At 70.0% G+C, this 21,369-nt stretch carries 21 protein-coding genes; 8 read left to right on the plus strand and 13 right to left on the minus strand.

The features are described 5' to 3' along the window. Window positions 1-33: 33 nt before the first annotated feature. Window positions 34-1,422 carry a S41 family peptidase gene (locus VGT80_RS11140; protein WP_327455768.1) on the plus strand — a complete coding sequence of 463 codons (1,389 nt, stop codon included), beginning with the start codon at window positions 34-36 and terminating at the stop codon, window positions 1,420-1,422. Window positions 1,423-1,478: 56 nt separating this feature from the next. On the opposite strand, the gene VGT80_RS11145 is transcribed toward VGT80_RS11140, so the two are convergent. Beyond that, entirely contained in the window at window positions 1,479-2,276 is a 798-nt protein-coding gene (locus VGT80_RS11145) for an FkbM family methyltransferase (RefSeq protein WP_327455770.1), read from the minus strand. A 113-nt stretch (window positions 2,277-2,389) separates the two neighbouring features. On the opposite strand from VGT80_RS11145, the gene VGT80_RS11150 reads away from it, so the two are divergent. Together VGT80_RS11150 and VGT80_RS11155 are read left to right on the plus strand one after the other, a co-directional pair. After that, the gene (locus tag VGT80_RS11150) at window positions 2,390-3,511 is read left to right on the plus strand and encodes a divergent polysaccharide deacetylase family protein (RefSeq protein ID WP_327455810.1); all 1,122 of its coding nucleotides are present in this window, start codon (window positions 2,390-2,392) and stop codon (window positions 3,509-3,511) included. 1 nt (window position 3,512) lies between these two features. Beyond that, window positions 3,513-3,989, plus strand: a complete 477-nt coding sequence (locus VGT80_RS11155) for an RNA pyrophosphohydrolase (RefSeq protein WP_327455772.1) — start codon at window positions 3,513-3,515, stop codon at window positions 3,987-3,989. Here VGT80_RS11155 and VGT80_RS11160 read toward each other — a convergent pair. From VGT80_RS11160 to VGT80_RS11190, 7 genes are all read right to left on the minus strand, one after another. Next, window positions 3,986-4,234, minus strand: a complete 249-nt coding sequence (locus VGT80_RS11160) for a CBU_0592 family membrane protein (protein ID WP_327455774.1) — start codon at window positions 4,232-4,234, stop codon at window positions 3,986-3,988. The two genes, VGT80_RS11155 and VGT80_RS11160, sit on opposite strands and share 4 nt — an antisense overlap. Beyond that, entirely contained in the window at window positions 4,234-5,016 is a 783-nt protein-coding gene (locus VGT80_RS11165; protein ID WP_327455776.1) for a hypothetical protein, read from the minus strand. The genes VGT80_RS11160 and VGT80_RS11165 overlap by 1 nt, the downstream gene beginning before the upstream one ends. Before the next feature lie 114 nt (window positions 5,017-5,130). Further along, window positions 5,131-5,394: an ATP synthase F1 subunit epsilon gene (locus VGT80_RS11170; protein ID WP_327455778.1), complete on the minus strand. Its 264-nt coding sequence runs from the start codon at window positions 5,392-5,394 to the stop codon at window positions 5,131-5,133. A 5-nt stretch (window positions 5,395-5,399) separates the two neighbouring features. Then, entirely contained in the window at window positions 5,400-6,920 is a 1,521-nt protein-coding gene (gene atpD / locus VGT80_RS11175; RefSeq protein WP_327455780.1) for a F0F1 ATP synthase subunit beta, read from the minus strand. 22 nt (window positions 6,921-6,942) lie between these two features. Next, window positions 6,943-7,815 carry a F0F1 ATP synthase subunit gamma gene (locus VGT80_RS11180; RefSeq protein WP_327455782.1) on the minus strand — a complete coding sequence of 291 codons (873 nt, stop codon included), beginning with the start codon at window positions 7,813-7,815 and terminating at the stop codon, window positions 6,943-6,945. Window positions 7,816-7,843: 28 nt separating this feature from the next. Beyond that, on the minus strand, window positions 7,844-9,376 hold the full coding sequence (gene atpA, locus VGT80_RS11185; RefSeq protein WP_327455784.1) for a F0F1 ATP synthase subunit alpha: 1,533 nt from the start codon (window positions 9,374-9,376) through the stop codon (window positions 7,844-7,846). 4 nt (window positions 9,377-9,380) lie between these two features. Then, the gene (locus tag VGT80_RS11190) at window positions 9,381-9,935 is read right to left on the minus strand and encodes a F0F1 ATP synthase subunit delta (protein ID WP_327455786.1); all 555 of its coding nucleotides are present in this window, start codon (window positions 9,933-9,935) and stop codon (window positions 9,381-9,383) included. Between the two features lie 386 nt (window positions 9,936-10,321). Between VGT80_RS11190 and VGT80_RS11195 the strand changes: the two genes are divergently transcribed. Continuing rightward, on the plus strand, window positions 10,322-11,851 hold the full coding sequence (locus VGT80_RS11195) for a calcium-binding protein (RefSeq protein ID WP_327455788.1): 1,530 nt from the start codon (window positions 10,322-10,324) through the stop codon (window positions 11,849-11,851). An 82-nt stretch (window positions 11,852-11,933) separates the two neighbouring features. On the opposite strand, the gene VGT80_RS11200 is transcribed toward VGT80_RS11195, so the two are convergent. Then, on the minus strand, window positions 11,934-12,269 hold the full coding sequence (locus VGT80_RS11200) for a CC_3452 family protein (protein WP_327455790.1): 336 nt from the start codon (window positions 12,267-12,269) through the stop codon (window positions 11,934-11,936). A 198-nt stretch (window positions 12,270-12,467) separates the two neighbouring features. Then, window positions 12,468-13,118, minus strand: a complete 651-nt coding sequence (locus tag VGT80_RS11205) for a winged helix-turn-helix domain-containing protein (protein WP_327455792.1) — start codon at window positions 13,116-13,118, stop codon at window positions 12,468-12,470. 70 nt (window positions 13,119-13,188) lie between these two features. On the opposite strand from VGT80_RS11205, the gene VGT80_RS11210 reads away from it, so the two are divergent. Further along, complete coding sequence (locus VGT80_RS11210) at window positions 13,189-14,388, plus strand: serine hydrolase domain-containing protein (protein WP_327455794.1); 1,200 nt, start codon at window positions 13,189-13,191, stop codon at window positions 14,386-14,388. A gap of 127 nt (window positions 14,389-14,515) precedes the next feature. Beyond that, the gene (locus tag VGT80_RS11215) at window positions 14,516-16,501 is read left to right on the plus strand and encodes a penicillin-binding protein 1A (protein ID WP_327455796.1); all 1,986 of its coding nucleotides are present in this window, start codon (window positions 14,516-14,518) and stop codon (window positions 16,499-16,501) included. Between the two features lie 27 nt (window positions 16,502-16,528). Here VGT80_RS11215 and VGT80_RS11220 read toward each other — a convergent pair whose 3' ends face one another. The 3 genes from VGT80_RS11220 to VGT80_RS11230 all read right to left on the minus strand — a co-directional run bounded on the left by VGT80_RS11220 (window position 16,529) and on the right by VGT80_RS11230 (window position 19,288). Then, complete coding sequence (locus VGT80_RS11220; RefSeq protein WP_327455798.1) at window positions 16,529-17,221, minus strand: M48 family metallopeptidase; 693 nt, start codon at window positions 17,219-17,221, stop codon at window positions 16,529-16,531. Between the two features lie 80 nt (window positions 17,222-17,301). Then, the gene (locus VGT80_RS11225; protein WP_327455800.1) at window positions 17,302-18,549 is read right to left on the minus strand and encodes a polyhydroxyalkanoate depolymerase; all 1,248 of its coding nucleotides are present in this window, start codon (window positions 18,547-18,549) and stop codon (window positions 17,302-17,304) included. Between the two features lie 118 nt (window positions 18,550-18,667). Beyond that, complete coding sequence (locus VGT80_RS11230; RefSeq protein WP_327455802.1) at window positions 18,668-19,288, minus strand: SCO family protein; 621 nt, start codon at window positions 19,286-19,288, stop codon at window positions 18,668-18,670. Window positions 19,289-19,359: 71 nt separating this feature from the next. On the opposite strand from VGT80_RS11230, the gene VGT80_RS11235 reads away from it, so the two are divergent. Together VGT80_RS11235 and VGT80_RS11240 are read left to right on the plus strand one after the other, a co-directional pair. Continuing rightward, window positions 19,360-20,763 carry an ActS/PrrB/RegB family redox-sensitive histidine kinase gene (locus VGT80_RS11235; protein WP_327455804.1) on the plus strand — a complete coding sequence of 468 codons (1,404 nt, stop codon included), beginning with the start codon at window positions 19,360-19,362 and terminating at the stop codon, window positions 20,761-20,763. Window positions 20,764-20,848: 85 nt separating this feature from the next. Then, the coding region (locus tag VGT80_RS11240; RefSeq protein WP_327455806.1) for an ActR/PrrA/RegA family redox response regulator transcription factor at window positions 20,849-21,369 on the plus strand (521 nt) is incomplete at its 3' end.

Below are 21,369 nucleotides of genomic sequence, written 5' to 3' on the forward strand. Positions count from 1 at the left end.
CGGAGACGTCGCGAAGGGAGCCTGCGACAGGCCATGAAGAAGTATCTCCTGATCGGCGTTTCGGCCTTCGTGCTCGGCGCAGGGTCCATGGCCTATGTGTCGAGCCACGCGCTCGCCTCGGCCGAGCCGCGCGCCAAGACCTACCGGATGCTGGGCCTGTTCGGCGACGTGCTCGACACGGTCGAGCACCAGTACGTGACCGAGGTGGACGACACCAAGCTCATCCAGTCGGCCATCGACGGCATGCTGACCTCGCTCGATCCCCACTCGGGCTACCTCAATCCTGAAGACTTCCAGGAGATGCGCGACCAGACCCGCGGCGAATACGGCGGCCTGGGGCTGGAGGTCACCAGCGAGGACGGCGTCGTCAAGGTGATCACGCCCATGGACGACAGCCCCGCGGCCAAGGCCGGGGTGAAGCCGGGCGACTACATCACCGCGGTGAACAACGAGAGCGTGCTCGGCCTGTCGGTCAATGACGCGGTCAAGCAGATGCGCGGCAAGCCCGGCGAGATGGTCACCCTGACCATCGCCCGGGAGAAGACCGATCCCTTCGACGTCCACGTCACCCGTGAGATCATCAAGACCAAGACCGCCAGCGCCAAGATGGACGGCGAGTACGGCGTCCTGCGGATCAATTCCTTCGGCGAAAAGACCACCGACGAGGCGCAGGCCGCCTTCGCCCAGCTGAAGGCCAAGAACCCCAACATGAAGGGCCTGATCCTCGACCTGCGCCGCAACCCGGGCGGCCTGCTGGATCAGGCGGTCGGCATCTCCGACCTGTTCCTGGAAGGCGGCGAGATCGTCTCCCAGCGCGGCCGCGATCCGCGCGACGTCGAGCGCTACAACGCCCGACCGGGCGACATCACCAACGGCATGCCGATGACGGTGCTGATCGACAGTGGCACGGCCTCGGCCGCCGAGATCGTCGCCGGCGCCCTGCAGGACCGCAAGCGCGCCCAGATCGTCGGCCTGACCAGCTTCGGCAAGGGCTCGGTGCAGACCGTGATCCCGCTGCGCGGCGGCATGGACGGCGCCCTGAAGCTGACCACGGCGCGCTACTACACCCCGTCCGGCCGCTCGATCCAGAAGACCGGCATCACGCCGGACCTGGAGGTCGCCGCCACCCGCGACGAGGCCCAGTCGATCGCCAACCGCGCCTTCCAGTTTTCGGAGGCCTCGTTCAAGAACGCCCTGAATTCGCAGGAGGGCAAGGTGCGCGTCGCGGCCCACGAGCCGGCCGAGGCGCCGCCCGAGACCTTCGACGCCAAGAAGGACTTCCAGCTGGCCCGCGCCGAGGACGTGCTGCACTACGGCTCCGTCGCCGCGACGCCGAAGCTGCCGAAGCCGACGGCCAAGCTGGCCGAGATCATCAACACCAAGGCGCGCATCGCCGAGGTGAAGCCGCCGATCGCCAAATAGGCCACGGCGCGCGAATTCGGATCTGAAGGGGGCGGTCCTGAGGGCCGCCCCTTTTTTCATGACGCCGGTGGCGGACGGTCCAGGGGCGAGCGCCAGTTGGTCGGATCGAGGGGCTCGGCGCCCTGGATGGTGAAGCCCCGCTCGGTGGGCGCGCAGAACATGTTGATCGAGACGATGGAGCGGCCGAACACCTCGGGATCGGCGAGCCGCGGGGTGTGCCAGTAGAGGGTGTAGCCCATCTCGGTCAGCAGCCCGATCACCTCGCCCTGGTTCTGCGGCCGGTCGTTCTCGGTGTAGATGATCGGACGACAGCGGGCGATGGTCTCCCGCGCGCCGCGCAGCACCATGGGCTCGAAGCCCTCCACGTCGATCTTCAGCAGGCCGCAGGCGGGCAGTTTGAGGCTGTCGAGGGCCACCACCCGAACCTTGGTCCCGCCGATCGTCCCCTGGGCCTCCGCCGGCTGCAGGGAGACGCCGCCGAAGTTCACCACCGCGTCGTAGTCGAGCGGCGGGACGACCGCCTCGCCCTCCGCCTCGCCGCAGGCCTCGGGATAGGCCAGCACATTGCCGATGCCGTTCAGGGCGAGGTTGGCGCAGAGCACCTGGAACACCCGGTGCTGCGGCTCGAAGGCGTAGAGCAGCCCCGGCGCGCACTTGCGGGCCAGCGGTATGGTGTGGACCCCGATGTTCGCGCCGATCTCCACCACCGTCATGCCGGGCTGGGTCAGCTGGTCGAGGATCGCCCATTCCTCGGGCGAATACTCCCCGCGCTGCTCGAGCGTCGGCGTCATGTACTGGTCGCCGGTGAAGGCCAGCATCGGCCCGTGACGGGTCTCATAGGTCTTGGTCGTCATGGCCCTCCACTAACCCGTCCGGGCGCGACGTTCCAGCGCCCGGGGGCGGGGGATTGAGACGCCGTTAACCATGTTGCGGCAGGCTCCGGGAGAAGGAGTCCCCAGGCTTGGCGATGATTGCGCTTCCCCGGTTGTCCGCGCCCCGGTTCGGGATCGGCGGCCTGCGGGCGGTCGTCGGCCACCGCTTCGTGGGCGTCGGCGCCGCGGGCCTGCTGTTCGCCGGCGCGCTCGCCGCCCTGGTCACCCTGGTGGGGCCCATGACCGCCGGACCGCCGCGGGCCCGGATCGCTCTGGCCGACGCCCTGCGCCACGCCCCCGTCGGCTGGCGCGAAGCCCTGGCGCCGGCCACCGGCGCGCTGGCCATCACCGAAGACATCGTGCGGCTGTCGGACCGGCCGCTGGCCCCGCTGGCCGGCGTCACCTGGAATTCCGGCGCCCAGACGAAACCCGCCGCCGGGGCCCTGCCGACCGCCCCGCTGGCCGGGCTCTATGCGCCGGGGCCGGGCGGGCCGCTGCCGATCATCTCGGCGGACGGGCGCACGCCCTTCGACGGCTACAAGCGCCCGTTCGTGGCCAACAGCCGCCCGCGCATCGCCCTGATCATCGGCGGCCTCGGCCTGAACGCCCGGGCCACCCGCGCCGCCATCGAGAACCTGCCGCCGGAGATCACCCTGTCGTTCGCCCCCTACGCGGAGGGCCTGCAGGGCTGGATCGACGAGGCCCGCGCCCACGGCCACGAGGTGCTGCTGGAAACGCCCATGGAGCCGCTGGACTATCCGGACAACGATCCGGGGCCCTACACCCTGATGGCCGACGGCTCGCCGCCGGAGATCGTCAAGAAGCTGGAATGGGTGATGTCGCGGGCCACCGGCTACTACGGCCTGACCAACTATCTCGGCTCGCGCTTCCTGAACGCGCCCGCCGCCTACCAGGCCTTCGCCAGCGCCGCCGCCGGGCGCGGCCTGGGCTTCATCGACGACGGATCGGGCGCCCGGCTCAGCGGCGGCGGCCTGCCGCGCGCCTCGGCCGAGCGGGTGATCGACGACCAGCTGTCACAGGCCGCCATCGACCAGCAGCTGCTCGCCCTGGAGTCCGGCGCCCTGCAGCGCGGCCAGGCGCTGGGCGCGGGCTTCGCCTATCCGGTGACCCTCGACAAGGTGGCGCGCTGGGCCGCCAACCTGAACGAGCGGGGCTTCCAGCTGGCGCCGGCCTCGGCGCTGGCGACGCGCCGGTAGGATGGACCTCTCGGCCTATCGGCCCAACGTCGGCGTGGTGCTGTTCCACCCCGACGGACGCGTCTGGCTCGGCCGGCGCGCGGCCACCCCGCCGCCGCATAACTGGCAGTTCCCGCAGGGTGGGGTGGACGCTGGCGAGGACCTGGAGGCCGCCGCCCGCCGCGAGCTCGAGGAAGAGACCGGCGCCCGCAGCGTCACCCTCCTGGGCCGCACCGACGACTGGATCGCCTACGACTTCCCGCCCGACGCGCCGGCCCACCGCAGCCGCAACTTCAAGGGCCAGAAGCAGGTGTGGTTCGCGTTCCGATTTGAAGGCCAAGAGCGCGAGTTCGACCTGACCGCCCACCACGAGCCGGAGTTCGACGCCTGGCGCTGGGGCTATCTGGCGGAAGCGCCGGAGCTGATCGTGCCGTTCAAGCGGCCGGCCTACGAGGCCGTGGCCAAGGCGTTTGCCGCCTTCGCGGCGAAGCCCGCCTAGCCGCGCAACCGCTTCCACCCCAACCGCGCCAGCCCCGCCAGGGAGACCAGCGCCCAGGCGCCTTCCATGGCCACGGCCGAGAGGTTGAAGGCATGGGCCAGCGACAGGAGGATCAGGCTCGCGCCGGCGAAATTGGCGGCCAGCGAGGCCGCGCGCTTCGGATCGAGGCGGCCGAGCGCCGCGCCGGCATAGGCGATGAGGATGAGGACGACGCCGAGGAGGCCCGCGGCGTCGGTCCAGGTCATCAGAACTTGCGTTCCTGGTAGTAGAGGATGCCGGTGTCGTAGCCGCGGTTGAGCGAGCTGTCGTCGGGCTTGCGCCAGGTGGTGAAGTTCACCGCCGTCGAGGAATTCGACTCCAGGTGCTCCCAGGACTTGCGCACGCGCTTCACGCCGTCGCCCTCGACCTGCACATAGTTGGCCGTGGAGATCAGCTCCGGCTTGTGCAGGAACGACCAGATGTTGATCGCCTTGACGATCGGCGCGTCCTGGCCGATGGCGAAGTGCACCTCGGCCTGGCAGACGTCCTTGTTCACGCCCTGCGCCAGCACGGTCACCTGGTAGTCGCGCGTGCCGCCGAGCGGCATGGTCCAGGTCCCGTCGCGGCGGTTCTTGCGCATGCCGGGCAGCTGGGCGGCCAGCTGGTCGAGATTGCCGCCGCGCACCAGCGGCACGCAGACCTTTTCCAGCACGCTGACGATCACCGCCCCGTCGCCGGTGGTCGGCACGGCGGGCGGCGGCTCGTCGGCGGCCGGCGCGGCCGGCGGCGCGGCCGTGGCTGGCGCGGTGGTGGGCGGAACACCCTGGGCCGCAGCGCCGGCGGGGGTCGCCGGATTGGCGGGCGCGACCGGCGAGGTCTGCGGCAGCGGCGCCGAGGAGGTGGTGGGCGCCGGGCCCGAAGGCGGGGCGGCGGCCGGCGTCGGCGTGGACGGCGGCGCGCTGGTCGCGGGCGCCTGCGCCCAGGCGAGGCTCGCGCCGGCGGTGGCGAGGCCGGCGGCGAGGATCAGACGGACGTGGGCGGTGCGCATGGACTTCAAACCCCTGACTTCTCGCCGCGCACTAAACTTAAGGCTGGCGACATTCGCAAGGCCTCAGCGCGTCATGACTACGGCAAAAAATTACAAACCGACTTTTTATGCGGGCTAGGCCGCTTCCGCCGCGTGCTCGGCCAGGATGGTCAGACCCTCCGGCGTCACATCGGCAAAGCCGCCGCGCACTTCGAAGACCGTGACCCTGCCCTCGTTGTGCACCCGCACCTGACCTTCTTTCAAAGTCGTCATGAACGGCGCGTGACCCGCCAGAACCCCGAAGTCGCCTTCGGAGCCCGGCGCGTCGACCTGATCCACGGGGCCCGCGAACAGCTCGCGTTCCGGCGAGACCAGGGAGAACTGCAGCTTGTCGGCCATGGCCCCTAGGCTTCCGCCGCCAGCTGTTCGGCCTTCTTGACCGCGTCCTCGATGGTGCCGACGTTGAAGAAGGCCGGCTCCGGCAGGTGATCGTACTCGCCCTCAACCACCGCCTTGAACGAGCGGATGGTGTCCTCCAGGCTGACGAACACGCCCGGCATGTTGGTGAACTGCTCGGCCACGTGGAACGGCTGCGACAGGAAGCGGGCGATCTTGCGCGCGCGGGCCACCACCAGCTTGTCCTCTTCCGACAGCTCATCCATGCCGAGGATGGCGATGATGTCCTTCAGCGCCTTGTACTGCTGCAGGGTCTCCTGCACGCGGCGGGCGACATTGTAGTGCTCCTCGCCGATCACCAGCGGGTCCATGATCCGCGAGGTGGAGTCCAGCGGGTCGACCGCCGGGAAGATGCCCTGGGCGGCGATGTCGCGCGACAGCACCGTGGTGGCGTCCAGGTGGGCGAAGGAGGTGGCCGGCGCCGGGTCGGTGAGGTCGTCGGCGGGCACGTAGATCGCCTGCACCGAGGTGATCGAGCCCTTCGAGGTCGAGGTGATCCGCTCCTGCAGATTGCCCATCTCGGTGGCCAGCGTCGGCTGATAGCCCACCGCCGAGGGGATGCGGCCCAGCAGGGCCGACACTTCCGAGCCCGCCTGGGTGAAGCGGAAGATGTTGTCGATGAAGAGCAGCACGTCCTTGCCCTCTTCGTCGCGGAAGTACTCGGCCTGGGCCAGACCCGTCAGGGCCACGCGGGCCCGCGCGCCGGGCGGCTCGTTCATCTGGCCGTAGACGAGGGTGCAACGGCTCTCGCCGCCGCCGCCGGCCTGGTTCACGCCGGACTCGATCATCTCGTGGTAGAGGTCGTTGCCCTCGCGCGTCCGCTCGCCGACGCCGGCCAGCACGGAGTAGCCGCCGTAGGCCTTGGCGATGTTGTTGATCAGCTCCTGCATGGTCACGGTCTTGCCGACCCCGGCGCCGCCGAACAGGCCGATCTTGCCGCCCTTGGTGTAGGGGCAGAGCAGGTCGATCACCTTGATCCCGGTGACCAGCACCTCGGCCGAGGTGGCCTGCTCGGCGAAGGACGGCGCCTCGCGGTGGATGACGCTGGAGTGGTCCCAGGCGATCGGGCCGGCCTCGTCGATCGGATCGCCGATGACGTTCATGATCCGGCCGAGCGTGGCGGGGCCCACCGGCACGGTGATCGCCCGGCCGGTGTCGACCACCGGCTGACCGCGGGTCAGGCCCTCGGTGGTGTCCATGGCGATGGCGCGCACGGTGTTCTCGCCCAGGTGCTGGGCGACCTCGAGCACCAGGCGGAAGGGCTCGCCGGTCCGCTGGTCGGTGTTGGTGGTCTCGAGCGCGTTGAGGATGGCCGGCAGGTGGCCTTCGAACTCGACGTCGACGACCGCGCCGATGATCTGCACCAGGCGGCCGGTGGCGACGCCCTTCACGGCGCCGGGCGCCTTGGGCGCAGCGGCCTTGGCCGGGGTCTTCTTCGCGGCGGGCTTCTTGGCGGTGGTGGTGGCCATGGGGTCCAACTCTCTCGAAAGTCTAGATCGCTTCGGCGCCGGAGATGATCTCGATCAGCTCCTTGGTGATCTGCGCCTGGCGGGCTCGGTTCATTTGCAGGGTGAGGCTGGCGATCATGTCGCCGGCGTTGCGGGTGGCGTTGTCCATCGCCGTCATCTGGGCGGCGAAGAAGCCGGCCTGGTTCTCCAGCATGGCGGAGAAGATCTGGGTGGTCAGGTTGCGCGGCAGCAGCGCCTCGAGGATCGAGGCCTCGTCGGGCTCGTACTCGTAGGAGGCGCCCTTCAGGTCGATGGCGGGCGCGCCGGTCTCGACCTCGGCGGGGATCAGCCGCTTGCCGGTGGGGGTCTGGGTGACCACCGACTTGAACTGGCTGAAGAAGATGGTGACCACATCCACGTCGCCGGCGTCGAACAGCTCGCGGACGCGGGCTGACACCAACTCGGCGGTTTCCAGCGAGGGCGCAGCGCCCACCTCGAACATCCCGACGTTGCGGTCGGCATAGAGCCGGCGCAGCTGGTCGCGGGCCTTGCGGCCGACGGTGATGATCTTGACGTCCTTGCCCTCGGCGATCAGGGCGCCGATCCGTTCGCGCGCGGCGCGCACGACCGAGGAATTGATGCCGCCGGCCAGGCCGCGGTCGGAGGTGGCGACCACCACCAGCTGCTTCTGCTCAGAGCCCGTACCGACCAGCAGGCGCGGCGCGCCGTCGCCGGTGACGCCGGCCGCCAGGTTGGCGATCACCGCGGCCATGCGCTGGGCGTAGGGCCGGGCGTTCTGGGCATTGGTCTGCGCGCGGCGCAGCTTGGCCGCGGCGACCATCTGCAGCGCCTTGGTGATCTTCTGCGTGGCTTTCACGCTTCCGATCCGGCTGCGCATGTCCTTCAGGCTGGCCATGGCGGGCTACTCGTCTCCCAGCCGGGCTCTAGGCGAAGGTTTCGTTGAAGGCGGTGAGCGCGGCCTTCAGGCGATCTTCCACGGGGCCGAGGTCCTTCTTGGTGCGGACCTCGTCCAGCAGGTCCTGGTGCCTGGCGTGCAGGAAGCTCAGCAGTTCGCGCTCCCAGCGGCCGACGTCGGCCGTCGCCGTGCGGTCCAGGAAGCCGCGGGTGCCGGCGTAGATCACCGCCACCTGCTCCTCCACCGACAGCGGCGCATACTGCGGCTGCTTCAGAAGCTCGGTCAGGCGCTCGCCGCGGGCCAGCATGCGCTGGGTGGCGGCGTCCAGGTCGGAGCCGAACTTCGCGAAGGCGGCCATTTCCCGGTACTGGGCGAGCTCGCCCTTGATGGGGCCGGCGGCGGTCTTCATGGCCTTGATCTGGGCCGAGGAGCCCACGCGGCTGACGCTGATGCCGACGTTCACGGCCGGGCGGATGCCCTGGAAGAACAAGTCGGTCTCCAGGAAGATCTGGCCGTCGGTGATCGAGATCACATTGGTCGGGATATAGGCCGAGACGTCGTTGGCCTGGGTCTCGATCAGCGGCAGGGCGGTCAGCGAGCCCGAGCCATTGTCCTCGTTGAGCTTGGCGGCCCGCTCCAGCAGGCGGCTGTGCAGGTAGAACACGTCGCCCGGATAGGCTTCGCGGCCCGGCGGGCGGCGCAGCAGGAGCGACATCTGGCGGTAGGCGACGGCCTGCTTGGAGAGGTCGTCATAGATGATCACGGCGTGCATGCCGTTGTCGCGGAACCACTCGCCCATGGCGCAGCCGGCGAAGGGCGCCAGGAACTGCAGCGGCGCGGGCTCGGAGGCCGTGGCGGAGACCACGATGGTGTAGTCGAGCGCGCCGCGCTCCTCGAGGGTCTTGACGATCTGGGCGACGGTCGAGCGCTTCTGGCCGATGGCCACATAGATGCAATAGAGCTTGGCGCTCTCGTCCGTGCCGGCGTTGATCGCCTTCTGGTTCAGGATGGTGTCGATGGCCACCGCGGTCTTGCCGGTCTGGCGGTCGCCGATGATCAGCTCGCGCTGGCCGCGGCCGATCGGGATCAGGGTGTCGATGGCCTTCAGGCCGGTCTGCACCGGTTCGTGCACGGACTTGCGCGGGATGATGCCCGGCGCCTTGACGTCCACCCGGCGGCGCTCGGCGACATTGGTCAGCGGGCCCTTGCCGTCGATCGGCTCGCCCAGCGGATTGACCACCCGGCCCAGCAGGCCCTTGCCGACCGGCACGTCGACGATCTCCGACAGGCGGCGGACCTCGTCGCCCTCGCCGATCGCCTGGTCCTGGCCGAAGATCACGATGCCGACGTTGTCGCGCTCCAGGTTGAGCGCCATGCCCTTCACGCCGGCCTTGGTGAACTCCACCATCTCGCCGGCCTGGACGTTGTCGAGGCCGAAGACGCGGGCGATGCCGTCGCCGACCGACAGCACCTGGCCGACGTCGGACACGTCGGCTTCCTGGCCGAAGTTGGCGATCTGGGACTTCAGGATGGCCGAAATCTCGGCGGCGCGGATATCCATGGGCTTACGCTCTCTTCAGGGCGAATTTCAGAGACTCGAGCTTCGAGCGGAGCGAAGCGTCGAACAGACGGGAACCGACCTTGACGCGGATGCCGCCGAGAATGGCGGGGTCCACGCGGGTGGTGATTTCAGGGTCCTTGCCGAGCGCCTGGCGCAGGGCGGCGGCGACGCCTTTTTCCTGGGCGGCGCTGAGCGGCAGGGCGGTGGTGACCTCGGCCGACACGGCGCCGCGCGCCTTGGCCGCCAGGTCCTCGAAGCCGGTGATCACCGAGGCCAGGGCGTTCGCGCGGCCGTTGGCCGCCAGCAGGCCGAGGAACTTCTTGGTGGTGGGATTGAACTTCGCCTTGTCGGCGATGGCGGCCAGGCCCTTGCCCTTGTCCTCGGCGCTGAAGGCCGGCGAGCCGATCAGGATCTTCAGGTCGCGGCTCTCCGCCAAGGCGGCCTTCAGCGACTTCAGGTCGGCCTCGACAGCCGCCTGCGCCTTCTCGTCGGTCGCCAGATCGAACAGGGCCTGCGCGTATCGGCCGCCTAGGTTCGACGCGTTGGATTCGTCCGCCACTTAAACTCTTCCGCCCGGTCGGTATGGACACGTCGCCGCGGCGATCGCCGCTGCAGCTTAAAGGCTTGAAAGCGCTTGGAAAAAGCACTTCGGATCGAAGGGTCGTAACCACCCCCGGCCCAAAGCCGCGCGCCTGATAGCATGCGCCCTCCCGCGCCGCAACAAGACGGGACAGAGCCGCCGCTGCGGAATGCTCACAGGGCTCGTGAGGCCATCGCGCGCGCCCCGCTCGCGAGGATGTGAACCGGCCAAGCTCACGATCTTCAGCTGGGCCTTAGGAACCCGCCGAGGCCTGTCGCGGTTGGGGTGGCGGAGAGACGCGCCCCGCCTCTTGGTGACCTGGGGCGCGGTCGAGCAGCAGTACGCTTGCGGGGGGTTATCCAGTCATGAGTTTGTCCACGCCGACCACCGACGGCGGACACGTCGAGAGCTTCATCGACGTCTCGTCCGGCTTCAACGTCCTGCACGCCCAGAAATTCGACGCCGCCGGCCACAAGGTCGGCGCCGAGCTCGTGCTCAACAGCGCGGTGATCGGTCCCTATGACGTCGCGGCCGTGGCCGGCGGCGGCTACGTCCTGATCTATCAGAGCGGCGGCCACGGAACCTGGGGCGAGATCCGCATCCAGGACGCCACGGGCGCGACGGTGGCCAGCACGAGCACGGCGGCCGGCCAGGACTTCCACCTCGTCGCCGGCCAGGGCGGCGGCTTCCTGGTCGCCTACCACGGCACCGAGCTCGATCACGGCCTCGATGGAAGCCAGCCGCTGCTGCAGCTCTACGACGCGGCGGGCCATTCGCTGACGGCCGGCCACATCGAGCTCGCCGGCCAGATCGCCGGCATCACGGCCCAGGCCGGCGGGGTGATGGCGGTCGACTGGAACGACGGCGGGACGATCCACACCCTGACCCTCGATCCGCACACCGCCGCCAGCCCGTCGACGCCCGCCATGCCCGCGGTGACCGTCCTCGACGACGTGGGCGCGGTCACCGGGCCGGTGGCCAACGGCGCCACGACCGACGACGCCACGCCGACCTTCCGCATCGCCGTCACCCAGGTGGGGGAGGCCTTCGTCGAGCTCGACAAGGACACCGGGGCCACGACCTATCACAACCAGGGCGGCGGCATCGCCGTCACCGCGGCCGACGTCGCGCGCGGCTATATAGACATCACCCTGCCCACCAGCGGCGACGGACACTACATGGCCTGGGCGCGGGTCACCGACGCCACGGGCTCGGCGAGCTACCCGGTGGCGGTCAATTTCACCGAGCAGGCGCCGACGGCCTCCACCGGAACGGCCGGCCAGGTGCTGACCGCACAGCACGCGGACGCCACCCTGATGGGCGGCGTCGGCGACGACACCGTCACCGGCGGCGCCGGTTCGAACTATCTGCGCGGCGGCGAGGGCAACGATTCCATCGTGGGCGGCGCCGGGTTCAACGACATCAACGGCAACCAGGGCGACGACACCATCGTGGGCGGCTCCGCCGTCGGCGACTGGCTAGTGGGCGGCCAGGGCAATGACATGATCACCGCCCACGGCGGCGGCAACATCGTCTACGGAAACCTGGGGAACGACACCCTGGTCGGCGGGACCGGCGGCGACATCCTGCGCGGCGGCCAGGGCGACGATTCCATCGTCGCCGGCTCCGGGGCGGAGTGGATCTCCGGGGACCGCGGCGACGACACCATCCAGGGTGGCGCCGGACCCGACACCTTCCACACCTTCTCAGGCGCCGGGATGGACCGGGTGCTGGGCTTCGACGCGGCCAAGGGCGACCACGTGATGATCGATCCCGGCACGGCCTATTCGGTGTCGCAAGTGGGCGCCGACACGGTCATCGACCTGGGCCACGGCGATCAGATGGTCCTGGTGGGCGTCAGCGCCGGGAGCCTGCCCTCCGGCTGGATCGTCTAAAAAAGAGGGCGTCGGCATGACCGACGCCCTTTTGCAGTTACAGCGCTCGACAACATTGAGCCGCTGGGGAGAGCCGAAAAAATCAGCGCTTGGCGAGCGCCGAGTTGGGGGCGATGGCCGCCACGTTGCACTGGGCCAGACGCGCGTCGTCGAGCGCCCGGCGGCCGGTGAAATTGGCCACCGCGCCGACCTTGGCCGCGACGGCCTTGCAGGTGTCGGCGCCGAAGGTGTTCGAGGTGGTCGCGTTGGCCACGCAGGTGTCGGCCTGGCAATCGAAGACCGCGCCGCCGGCGATGAATTTCACCGGTTGGGCGACGGGGGCCTGCAGCTTCACGACCACCGGTTCGGCGGCGAGCGCTGCGGTGGCGGACAGGGAGAAGACGGCGGCGCAGGCGGCCGCAAGGGTATGGAGCTTCATGGAAAGCCCTCCAGCTGGTTCGAGGAGATGACGTTGCTCAAGACGGGCAGCGGCCCAGTCCGCCGCGAGGGTCCGCCGCCGGTATCCCCACCAACGACGCACAGCGAACTGAGCACCGCTAAGATAACACTGTTAAGATGTCCCGCAACCGCAAATTTCGTCACACCGGTTGTTAGCTGTCGAATAGGCGCCCTGGGTTCACCCCGTCCGCTTGCGGCTTGACCTCGTCTCGCCCGCCACCGGCGCAAAGGCGGCATGCACGATGTAGCGGGGCTGCGAAGGCTGGGCGCGCGCCTCGAAGCGGTGCAGCAGGCCGCTCAGCTCACGGGAGAACAGCTCGGCGTCCGCGTCGCTCAGGCGCAGGTCGAGCCACAGCTCGGCGGCCCGGGCGCGCAGCTCCGGGTCCCGCCGCGGCCGCATGCGCGGGCCCTGATCGTCGTGGGTGAAGACGAACCCGGTGACCGCTTGGGAAAGGCTGCGGTCAAGCTGCTCGCGCAACTGGCCGGCCATGCCCGCCCCCGGCGAAGAGGCCATCAGTTCCGCCGGCACGACGAAGCTGCGCGCGTTGGCCCGGTAGTATTTGATCGGCGCCCCGGCCCGCGGTTGCTGACGGGCCATCGTCACCAGGCCGAGCCGCAGGAACCTGGCGACATGGTGGTGCAGCAGGTTGAGCGGCGTATCGGTCAATCGGGAGAGCTCGCTGAGCGAACGGGCCTGCGGGATCAGGGACAGCAGGATGCGGCGCTGGCGCGGGACCGTGAACGGCCGCGCCGCGCGAGGGTCATCGATCTCGATGGTCTCCAGCATGGCCGGTTCCTTGGTCGCCGCGAGCCTGGCCTGCAACCTCATTCAACCGGATGTCTATCAATTGAACGTGGCGGCCGCATCTGCTCGTCGGCGATCTCGGGAGGAGCGGACGATGAAGGACCTGGTCTTGCGCAGCCTCGGCGCCGGCGCGGCGCTGTTCGCCATGGCGGCGCCTATGCCCGGCCAAGCCGCGCCGCCACCGGCCGGGCCGGCGATGGAAAGGTGCCTGGCCGTCCAGGCCGAGTCCCTCGACGTCTCCGGCGTGGCCTCGGTCGTCGGTCCGGGGATGGCGGCGACCTATGCCCGCGGCGTGACCGGGGCCCCGGGCAGCCCGCCCATCGGGGCGCAGAGCCGCTTCAACCTCGGCTCGGCCGGCAAGATGTTCACCGCCGTCGCGGTGGCGCAACTGATCGAGGCCGGCAAGGTCGGGCTGGACGACCCGGTCGGGCGCTATGTCACCGGCCTGACGCCGCAGGCCGCGGCCGTGACTGTCCGCCAACTGCTCACCCACAGCGGCGGCCTTGGCGACTTCTTCACGCCGCAGAACCTGCCGGCCATCGCCCGGGCCCGGACGGTGGCCGAGCTGATGCCGCTGGTCGCCTCGGACCGACCGGCCTTCACGCCCGGCGCGCGGTTCGAATATTCCAACAGCGGCTTCCTGATCCTCGGACGGCTGGTCGAGCGCGTCTCCGGCCAGGATTACGGCCGCTACCTCAGCGACCATGTGTTCGCGCCCGCGGGCATGACGGCCACGGGTCTCGAGCCCGGCCCGGCCGCGACCCGCGCGGTGGGCATGACGGCCATGCCTCCGCCATCGCCCGGAGCCGCCGCCGGACCGCCGCAGATGATGCGCCTGCCGGGACCCGGCCAGCCGCCGGCGCCTCCGCCGGCCGGCCCGTTGCGCCCATCCATCGAGGCCAGCCTGCGCGGCAATCCGGCCGGCGGCGCCTATGGCACAGCCGCCGACATGCAGAGGTTCTTCGCCGCCCTGCTGGCCGGGCGGCTGGTCAGCGCCCCGATGCTGCAGAAGCTCACGACCACCCAGATCGTCGCCATGCCCGCCCACGGGCCGATGGCGGAACTGGACTATGGCCTCGGCTTCGGCGTGGGGGTGAGCGGGGGCCACCGCTGGTTCGGGCACAACGGCGGCGCGCCGGGCGTGACCGTGGAGGCGACGGCCTATCCGGACGACCGGGTCGCCATGGTGGTTATGGCCAACCGCGACCCGCCCAGCGCCTCCCTGCTGTTCCGCCAGGTGCGCGGCGCGCTCTTCGATCCGGCCGGACTCCGGAAATGCGCCGGCGGTGATTGAAGGTCGGCTTGCGGGCGGGCCGGCGTGCGTTCATGCCGCGTCAATCTTGTCGCATGCATCGGTGCGGTGAGATAAGCACAGGCCCGGGTCGGGGCGGCCCTAAGAGACGACAGGAACGACGGACCACATGGCCAACGCCCAGTCGCCGGGACCAGGCGGTCGCGGTCCCGACGCCCCCCGCCCCAGGCGCACGCCTCTGCAGGGGTTCATCTACTGGACCCTGGTGGTCGGCGTCTGGTCGCTGATCTTCCTGGTGGCGTTCTTCGCCGTGTTCGCGGTGGATCTGCCGGACACCTCGAAGCTCTATGAGGTCAAGCGCCAGCCGTCGGTCTCCTATCTGGACCGCTCCGGCGGCCTGGTCTCGGTGCGCGGCAGCCAGTACGCCCCGCCGGTCGATCTCGACAAGCTGCCGCCCTATGTCCCCAAGGCCTTCATCGCCATCGAGGACCGCTGGTTCTACTACCACTTCGGCTTCAACCCCTGGGGCATCGCCCGCAGCGTCGCCTACAACGCCGTGCACCATGGCGGCCCCCTGCGCGGCGGCTCGACCATCACCCAGCAGCTGGCCCGCAACCTGTTCCTGACGCCCAGCCAGACCTATCGGCGCAAGATCCAGGAGCTGATCCTGGCGGTCTGGCTGGAGGCCAAGTTCTCCAAGAAGCAGATCCTCGAGCTCTATCTGAACCGGGTCTATTTCGGGGCCGGCGCCTATGGCATCGAGGCCGCTTCGCAGCGCTATTTCGGCAAGCCCGCCTCGCAGCTGTCGCTGGGCGAGGCCTCTCTGCTGGCCGGCATGATGAAGGGGCCGTCGCGCTACTCGCCGGTGGCCGCCACCGACCGCGCCGCGCGTCGCGCCACCATCGTGCTCGACGAGATGGTGCGCATCCACGCCATCACCCCGCAGCAGCGCGACGAGGCCTTCCAGCAAAAGGTCCGGGTGAATCCCGTACTCGCCAACCAGCGGGCGCAATATTTCACCGACTGGCTGGACGACCAGGTCCGCCAGCTGGTGGGCGAACCCACCGAGGACCTGGTGGTGGAGACCACCCTCGACCTGCCTTTGCAGGCCTCGGCCGAGCTGGCGCTGCAGAAGGGCGTCGCAGCCTCGGCGAACCAGGGCGTGCAGCAGGGCGCGCTGATCTCGCTCGACGGCGAAGGCCGCGTCCGCGCCTACGTCGGGGGCACCAACTATCTGCAGACCCAGTTCGACCGCGTCACCCAGGCCAGGCGCCAGGCCGGCTCCTCCTGGAAGCCCTTCGTCTACCTGACCGCCATGGAGGCCGGCCGCACGCCCGATACGCCCGTGGTCGATGAGCCGATCACCATCGGCAACTGGACGCCCCGGAACTACACCGGGAAATATCTCGGGCCGATCAACCTCGAGACGGCGCTGAAGGAATCCATCAACACGGTGGCCGCGAGGCTGGCCAACGAGGTCGGCACCACCAATGTCGCCCAGACCGCGCGCCGGCTCGGCATCGCCTCGCCCATCCAGCTCAGCCCCTCCATGGCCCTGGGCGCCGTCGAGGTCAGCCCGCTGGAGATGGCCCAGGCCTACGACCCGTTCTCCAACGGCGGCTTCTACGCCAAGGCCTATGCCATCGAGCGCATCCGCACCGCCTCGGGCCGGGTGCTCTACGACCACGGCGTGGGCGCCGGCGACCGCCGCCCGGTCATCGGCCAGCCGGCGCTGTCCTACATGGTGCGCATGATGCGCCAGGTGATCGCCTCGGGCACCGGCACGCGCGCCGCGGTCAAGGGCTACGACCTGGCCGGCAAGACCGGCACCACCAGCGATTACCGCGACGCCTGGTTCATCGGCTACACCGGCGGCTTCGTCACCGCCGTCTGGGTCGGCCGCGACGACAACACCTCCATGAAGAAGGTCACCGGCGGCGCGGCGCCGGCCGGCATCTGGCACGACTATATGACCGCCGCCCTGCCACGACTGAAGGTCGAGCCGATTCCCGGCGGCGAACCCCCGGCGCCCGCGGCCTCCGACGTGCTCGGCGAGATCATCAACGGGGCCCAGCAGTTGCTGCACCCGCCGTCCGAAGCCCCACCGGAGCCCTATCCCGAGCGCCCGCCGGACCCCAATACGCCGCCGTATTGAACCTCCCCGCGAGGCACGCGGGGGAGGTTAGCTCCCGAACGCGTGCAGCCGGGCGCCCTCGGCCCTCAGCCAGGCGCGGTGCGGGCGCTCGTCGCCGACCAGGGCCTTCACATGGGCCCAGAAGCGCGGGCCGTGGTTCAGCTCCCTGAGGTGGGCGCACTCATGGGCGGCCACGTAGTCGGCGACCGCATAAGGCGCCAGCGCCAGGCGCCAGGAATAGCGGATCGAGCCGCCGTCGCCGCGCCGGTCGGGGCGGCAGGAGCCCCAGCGGCCCTTGGCGTCCATGATCGTCACCTTGGGCATGGGCGCGCCGAGCTGGGCGGCATAGCAGGCGGTGCGCGCGCCCAGCACCTGCAGCGCCCGCTTCCGGATCATCAGGATCACCGCCCGGGCATAGCCTTCGCCCTCGCCCATGGCGGCGATGCGGTGCGGGGTGAAGTCCGTCGCCTCGTGCCAGCGGGCGCGCCCCTGGCCGGCCTCCAGCAAGACCGGCTCTCCGAACAGCTCGAGCGTCATGCCCGGCGCGATGGGCGAGGACGGCGGCAGTTCGGCCAGCCGCTCGGCGATCCAGCCGGCCCGCTCGCGGGCGAAGGCGGCGGCCTCGGGCAGGCGGCGGGCGGACGGGGCGGTGGCCACGATCTGGCGGCGCGTGCGGTCGAGGCGCAGCGACACGCGCCGGGCTCGCCGGTTGATCTTCAAGGTGACGACAGCGCCGGCCACTTCCAGTCGGTCGCCGTCGGTGAGGGACCGCCCGAACGGAGACATCGCCAGGGAATGTAGGGACGCCGCTGAGTCGAGTCTCAGGTCTTGTCGGTGCGGCCGATGAACTCACGGACCCGCGGATATATCTCGTTCTGGAAGCGGGCCCCGTTGAACACCCCATAGTGGCCCACGTGGGGCTGGACGTAGTCCTCCTTCAACTCCGGCGGCAGGCTGAGGCAAAGCCGGTGCGCCGCCCGCGTCTGGCCGATGCCGGAGATGTCGTCGTTCTCGCCCTCGACGGTCAGGAGGCCGATGTCGGTGATCCGCTCGGGTCGCACCTTGCGCCCGTCGTGCGTCAGCTCGCCCTTGGGCAGCAGGTAGCGCTGGAACACGATGTCGACCGTCTGGAGATAGAACTCCTCGGTCAGGTCAAGCACCGACAGGTACTCGTCGTAGAACTCCAGGTGCTTCTCGGCGCTGTCGCCGTCGCCGTCCATCATGTGCAGCAGGTACTGGCGGTGGGCCTCCTGGTGGCGATCGATGTTCATCGACATGAAGGCGGCCAACTGCACGAAGCCCGGATAGACGTGGCGGCCGACGCCGGGATGCGGCGGCGGCACCGGATAGATCATGTTCGATTCGAACCAGGCGAAGGGCCGGTCCTCGGCCAGCTTGTTGGTCACCGTCGGTGACAGGCGCGCATCGATCGGCGAGCCCATGATGGTCATCGAGGCCGGACGGCTCTTGTCCTTGTCCTCGCTCATCAGGCTGGCGGCGGCGAGCACGGCGGGGCCCGGCTGGCAGACGGCGACCACATGCGGGCGCTGGCCGAGCTCTTTCAGCATGTCGCGGACGTGGTCGATGTAGTCGTGGAAGTCGAACTTGCCGGCGCTCAGCGGAACCTCGCGGGCGTTCACCCAGTCGCTGACATAGACGTCGTGGTCCTGCAGGAAGGTCTGCACCGTGCCGCGCAACAGGGTGGCGTAGTGGCCCGACAGGGGGGCCACGATCAGCAGCTTGGGCTCAGCGCTGGTGCGGCCGATGGCGGCCAGGTCCTTGGCGTTGCGCTCGAAGTGCAGCAGCTTCACCCACGGCGTCGCCCAGACCTCCTTGGGCGTCACGGCCACCGGCCGGCCCTCGATCTCCACCTGATCGATGCCCCAGGCGGGCTTGCCGTAGCGGCGGGTGAGGTTGGCGAACAGGTCGGCGCCGGCATAGAGGCTGCGGGCGAATTCCGTCTCGCGGGCCGGATTGTACGGCGAGGACCAGAAGTCCCGCGCCGCCAGCGCCAGGGCCCGCCACGGCTGGGCGGCGTAGAAACCGGTTTCGTACATTGAGTAGAGCATGTCGGGTCCAGTTTGTGCGCCGCAGCATTAACATGCGAGTCGTTAATCGGCTCCACAAGGTGAAGCTCGATAACTCACCGGCCCAGACTGGGGCGCCGACTGCGGGCCCGGCCGGGACTCAGCAGCTTTCCGCGCCGTCGCCGAGCGCCATAGCCTTGCGGAGATGGCCGACGATCTCCTGCGGCGCCGCGTTATAGGGGATGACGCAGGCGAACCGGCCCTTCGGGTTCATCAGATAGGTGAAGGTCGAGTGGTTGACGGCGTAGCTGCCCGGATCATTGGGGTCCTTCGCCGTCTGGTAGAACACCTTGTAGGCCCGTGCGGCCTCGGCGACCTGCGCCGGCGTCCCGGTCAGGCCGAGCGCGCGGCGCGGGAAGGCGGGATTGGAAAGGTAGCTCGCCAGCTTCTTCGCATCGTCGCGGGCCGGATCGACGGTGATGAACACCGTCTGGAAGCCGCCCGCCTTGGCGCCCAGCTGCTTCTCCGCCGCGGCGAGCGCGAACAGGGTCGTCGGGCAGGCGTCGGGGCAGTTGGTGTAGCCGAAGAACACCGCGCTCCACTTGCCCCTGAGCACGCCCTCGTCGGCCGGGCGGCCGGTCTGGTCGACAAGGTGGAACGGACCGCCCACGGCGGCGGTTTGCTGAGGCTGGCCCAACAGGCCCTTGTTCACGGCCACGCCCGTGATCACCGCAAAGGCGAGCGCGAGGATGGCGAGGATGACCAGGAATCCCCGGCTCATGGTCCGATCGGTCCTTTCCGTGCGAGTTAGGGCTCGTCAGCGCCCGGCGGGCGCGCAATCCTGACGGAGCCATGGCCAACGTCCGGACCCCCGCCGCCGCGGCGATGACGCCCGTCACCGGCCTCGATAGAGCCGACCACGCGGCCGTGCAAGGCGACGACGACCGCGCCACCGGCGAGTGGGACGAAACCGGCTCGCGCCGGGGCCGCCTGCGGGTCCGCACCCTGGTCACCCAGCGCTGGCTGGTGCTGGCCGGCGAAGCCCTCCTGCTGGTGGCCGCCGCCGTCCTGCTGAACTTCCACGCGCCCTATCCCCTGTGCTTCGGGGTGATCGGGGCCGGCGCCTGGATCAACCTCCTGACCGGCGTGGCCTCGCCCGGCCAGCGGACGCTGGGCGACCTGGAGGCCGGCGGCCAGCTCGCCGTCGACATCCTTCAGATCACCGCCCTGCTGTTCCTGACCGGCGGCGCCGGCAACCCCTTCGTCCTGCTGCTGATCGCCCCGGTGACGCTGGGCGCGGCGACCCTGCCGCTACGCCACACCCTGGCGCTCGCCAGTCTCGCGGGCCTCGCCTCGCTGGCGCTGGCCTTCCTCGCCCTGCCCCTGCCGAGCGCCGACGGCATCCAGCTCGCCGTGTCGCGCGACTACCGGCTCGGCGCGGCGATCGCCAATATCGCCGGCATCGCCCTGATCGCGGGCTACGTCCGCCAGGCCGCGGTGGAGGCCGCCCGCATGGCGCTCGCCCTCGACGTCACCCAGACGGTGTTGTCGCGCGAGCAGAGGCTGTCGGCGCTGGGAGCCCTGGCCGCGGCCGCCGCCCACGAGCTCGGCACCCCGCTCGCCACCATCGCCATCGTCGCCAAGGAGCTGGGCCGCGAGGCGCCCACCGCGGCCGTCAAGGAGGACGCCGAGCTCCTGACCGCCCAGGCCGAGCGCTGTCGCGAGATCCTGCGCCGGCTGACCGCCACGCCGGACAAGGCCTCCGACGAGGTGCACGAGCGCCTGTCGCTGCGCCAGCTGGTGCAGGAGGTGATCGAGCCGCACGCCGGCGTAAAGGACGTCCGCGTCGAGGCCATCGTCACCGGCGCGCCGGGGACGCCCGCGCCGGACCTGCGGCGCATGCCGGAGATCATCCACGCCTTCACCTCCTTCGTGGAGAACGCCGTCGACTTCGCCGCCGCCGAGGTGCTGGTCACCGCCCGCTTCGACGCCGAGACGGTCTCGGTGGAGGTCCGCGACGACGGGCCCGGCTTCGCCCCGGAGATCCTGGCCAAGCTCGGCGAGCCCTATGTCACCACCCGTCCCGGCGCCGAGGGCTCGCGCACCGGCCACATCGGCATGGGCCTCGGCTTCTTCATCTCGAAGACCCTGTTGGAACGAACCGGGGCTGTTGTGACCTTTCAGAATGGGCGGCCGCGCGGCGCCATCGTCGCCGCGCGCTGGCCCAGGGCCCGTGTCGAGGTCAGCGAAGGTTGAGCCGCAACACTTGCCCAATGAACAAAAAGTGCGACAAACTGCCGCACTCACGCGTTTAGCACCCCAGCAACCCCCGGGTGACTGCATGACCGACCTGTCCACCGACGTCGCCGCCCTTGGCGACAAGACCCTCCTCCTCCTCGACGACGATGCGCCATTGCGAACCCGATTGGGCCGCGCGCTCGAGCAGCGGGGCTTCGAGCCCACCCTCGCGGCCAGCGTCTCCGAAGCGCTGACTGCGGTCCGCTCCCACGCCCCCGCCTACGCCGTGCTCGACATGCGGCTGGAGGACGGCTCGGGGTTGAAGGTGGTGGAGGCGGTCCGCGACGCGCGCCCCGACGCCAAGATCATCATGCTCACCGGCTACGGCAACATCGCCACCGCGGTGCAGGCGGTGAAGGCCGGCGCCGTCGACTACCTCTCCAAGCCGGCCGACGCCGACGACGTGGTCCGCGCCCTCCTGGCCAAGGTCGGCGACTCGCCGGCCCCGCCGGAGAATCCGATGAGCGCCGACCGCGTCCGCTGGGAGCACATCCAGCGGGTCTATGAGCTGTGCAACCACAACGTCTCGGAGACCGCGCGCCGCCTCAACATGCACCGCCGCAC

It is taken from the genome of Phenylobacterium sp. (assembly GCF_035944335.1).
Taxonomy (GTDB): Bacteria; Pseudomonadota; Alphaproteobacteria; order Caulobacterales; family Caulobacteraceae; genus Phenylobacterium.

Excerpts from the sequence above, each read along its gene's own strand:
- VGT80_RS11140 (WP_327455768.1), top strand. The coding sequence starts at position 34 with ATGAAGAAGTATCTCCTGATCGGCGTTTCGGCCTTCGTGCTCGGCGCA.
- VGT80_RS11145 (WP_327455770.1), bottom strand. The coding sequence starts at position 2,276 with ATGACGACCAAGACCTATGAGACCCGTCACGGGCCGATGCTGGCCTTC.
- VGT80_RS11150 (WP_327455810.1), top strand. The coding sequence starts at position 2,390 with ATGATTGCGCTTCCCCGGTTGTCCGCGCCCCGGTTCGGGATCGGCGGC.
- VGT80_RS11155 (WP_327455772.1), top strand. The coding sequence starts at position 3,513 with ATGGACCTCTCGGCCTATCGGCCCAACGTCGGCGTGGTGCTGTTCCAC.
- VGT80_RS11160 (WP_327455774.1), bottom strand. The coding sequence starts at position 4,234 with ATGACCTGGACCGACGCCGCGGGCCTCCTCGGCGTCGTCCTCATCCTC.
- VGT80_RS11165 (WP_327455776.1), bottom strand. The coding sequence starts at position 5,016 with ATGCGCACCGCCCACGTCCGTCTGATCCTCGCCGCCGGCCTCGCCACC.
- VGT80_RS11170 (WP_327455778.1), bottom strand. The coding sequence starts at position 5,394 with ATGGCCGACAAGCTGCAGTTCTCCCTGGTCTCGCCGGAACGCGAGCTG.
- atpD (WP_327455780.1), bottom strand. The coding sequence starts at position 6,920 with ATGGCCACCACCACCGCCAAGAAGCCCGCCGCGAAGAAGACCCCGGCC.
- VGT80_RS11180 (WP_327455782.1), bottom strand. The coding sequence starts at position 7,815 with ATGGCCAGCCTGAAGGACATGCGCAGCCGGATCGGAAGCGTGAAAGCC.
- atpA (WP_327455784.1), bottom strand. The coding sequence starts at position 9,376 with ATGGATATCCGCGCCGCCGAGATTTCGGCCATCCTGAAGTCCCAGATC.
- VGT80_RS11195 (WP_327455788.1), top strand. The coding sequence starts at position 10,322 with ATGAGTTTGTCCACGCCGACCACCGACGGCGGACACGTCGAGAGCTTC.
- VGT80_RS11200 (WP_327455790.1), bottom strand. The coding sequence starts at position 12,269 with ATGAAGCTCCATACCCTTGCGGCCGCCTGCGCCGCCGTCTTCTCCCTG.
- VGT80_RS11205 (WP_327455792.1), bottom strand. The coding sequence starts at position 13,118 with ATGAGGTTGCAGGCCAGGCTCGCGGCGACCAAGGAACCGGCCATGCTG.
- VGT80_RS11210 (WP_327455794.1), top strand. The coding sequence starts at position 13,189 with ATGAAGGACCTGGTCTTGCGCAGCCTCGGCGCCGGCGCGGCGCTGTTC.
- VGT80_RS11215 (WP_327455796.1), top strand. The coding sequence starts at position 14,516 with ATGGCCAACGCCCAGTCGCCGGGACCAGGCGGTCGCGGTCCCGACGCC.
- VGT80_RS11225 (WP_327455800.1), bottom strand. The coding sequence starts at position 18,549 with ATGCTCTACTCAATGTACGAAACCGGTTTCTACGCCGCCCAGCCGTGG.
- VGT80_RS11230 (WP_327455802.1), bottom strand. The coding sequence starts at position 19,288 with ATGAGCCGGGGATTCCTGGTCATCCTCGCCATCCTCGCGCTCGCCTTT.
- VGT80_RS11235 (WP_327455804.1), top strand. The coding sequence starts at position 19,360 with ATGGCCAACGTCCGGACCCCCGCCGCCGCGGCGATGACGCCCGTCACC.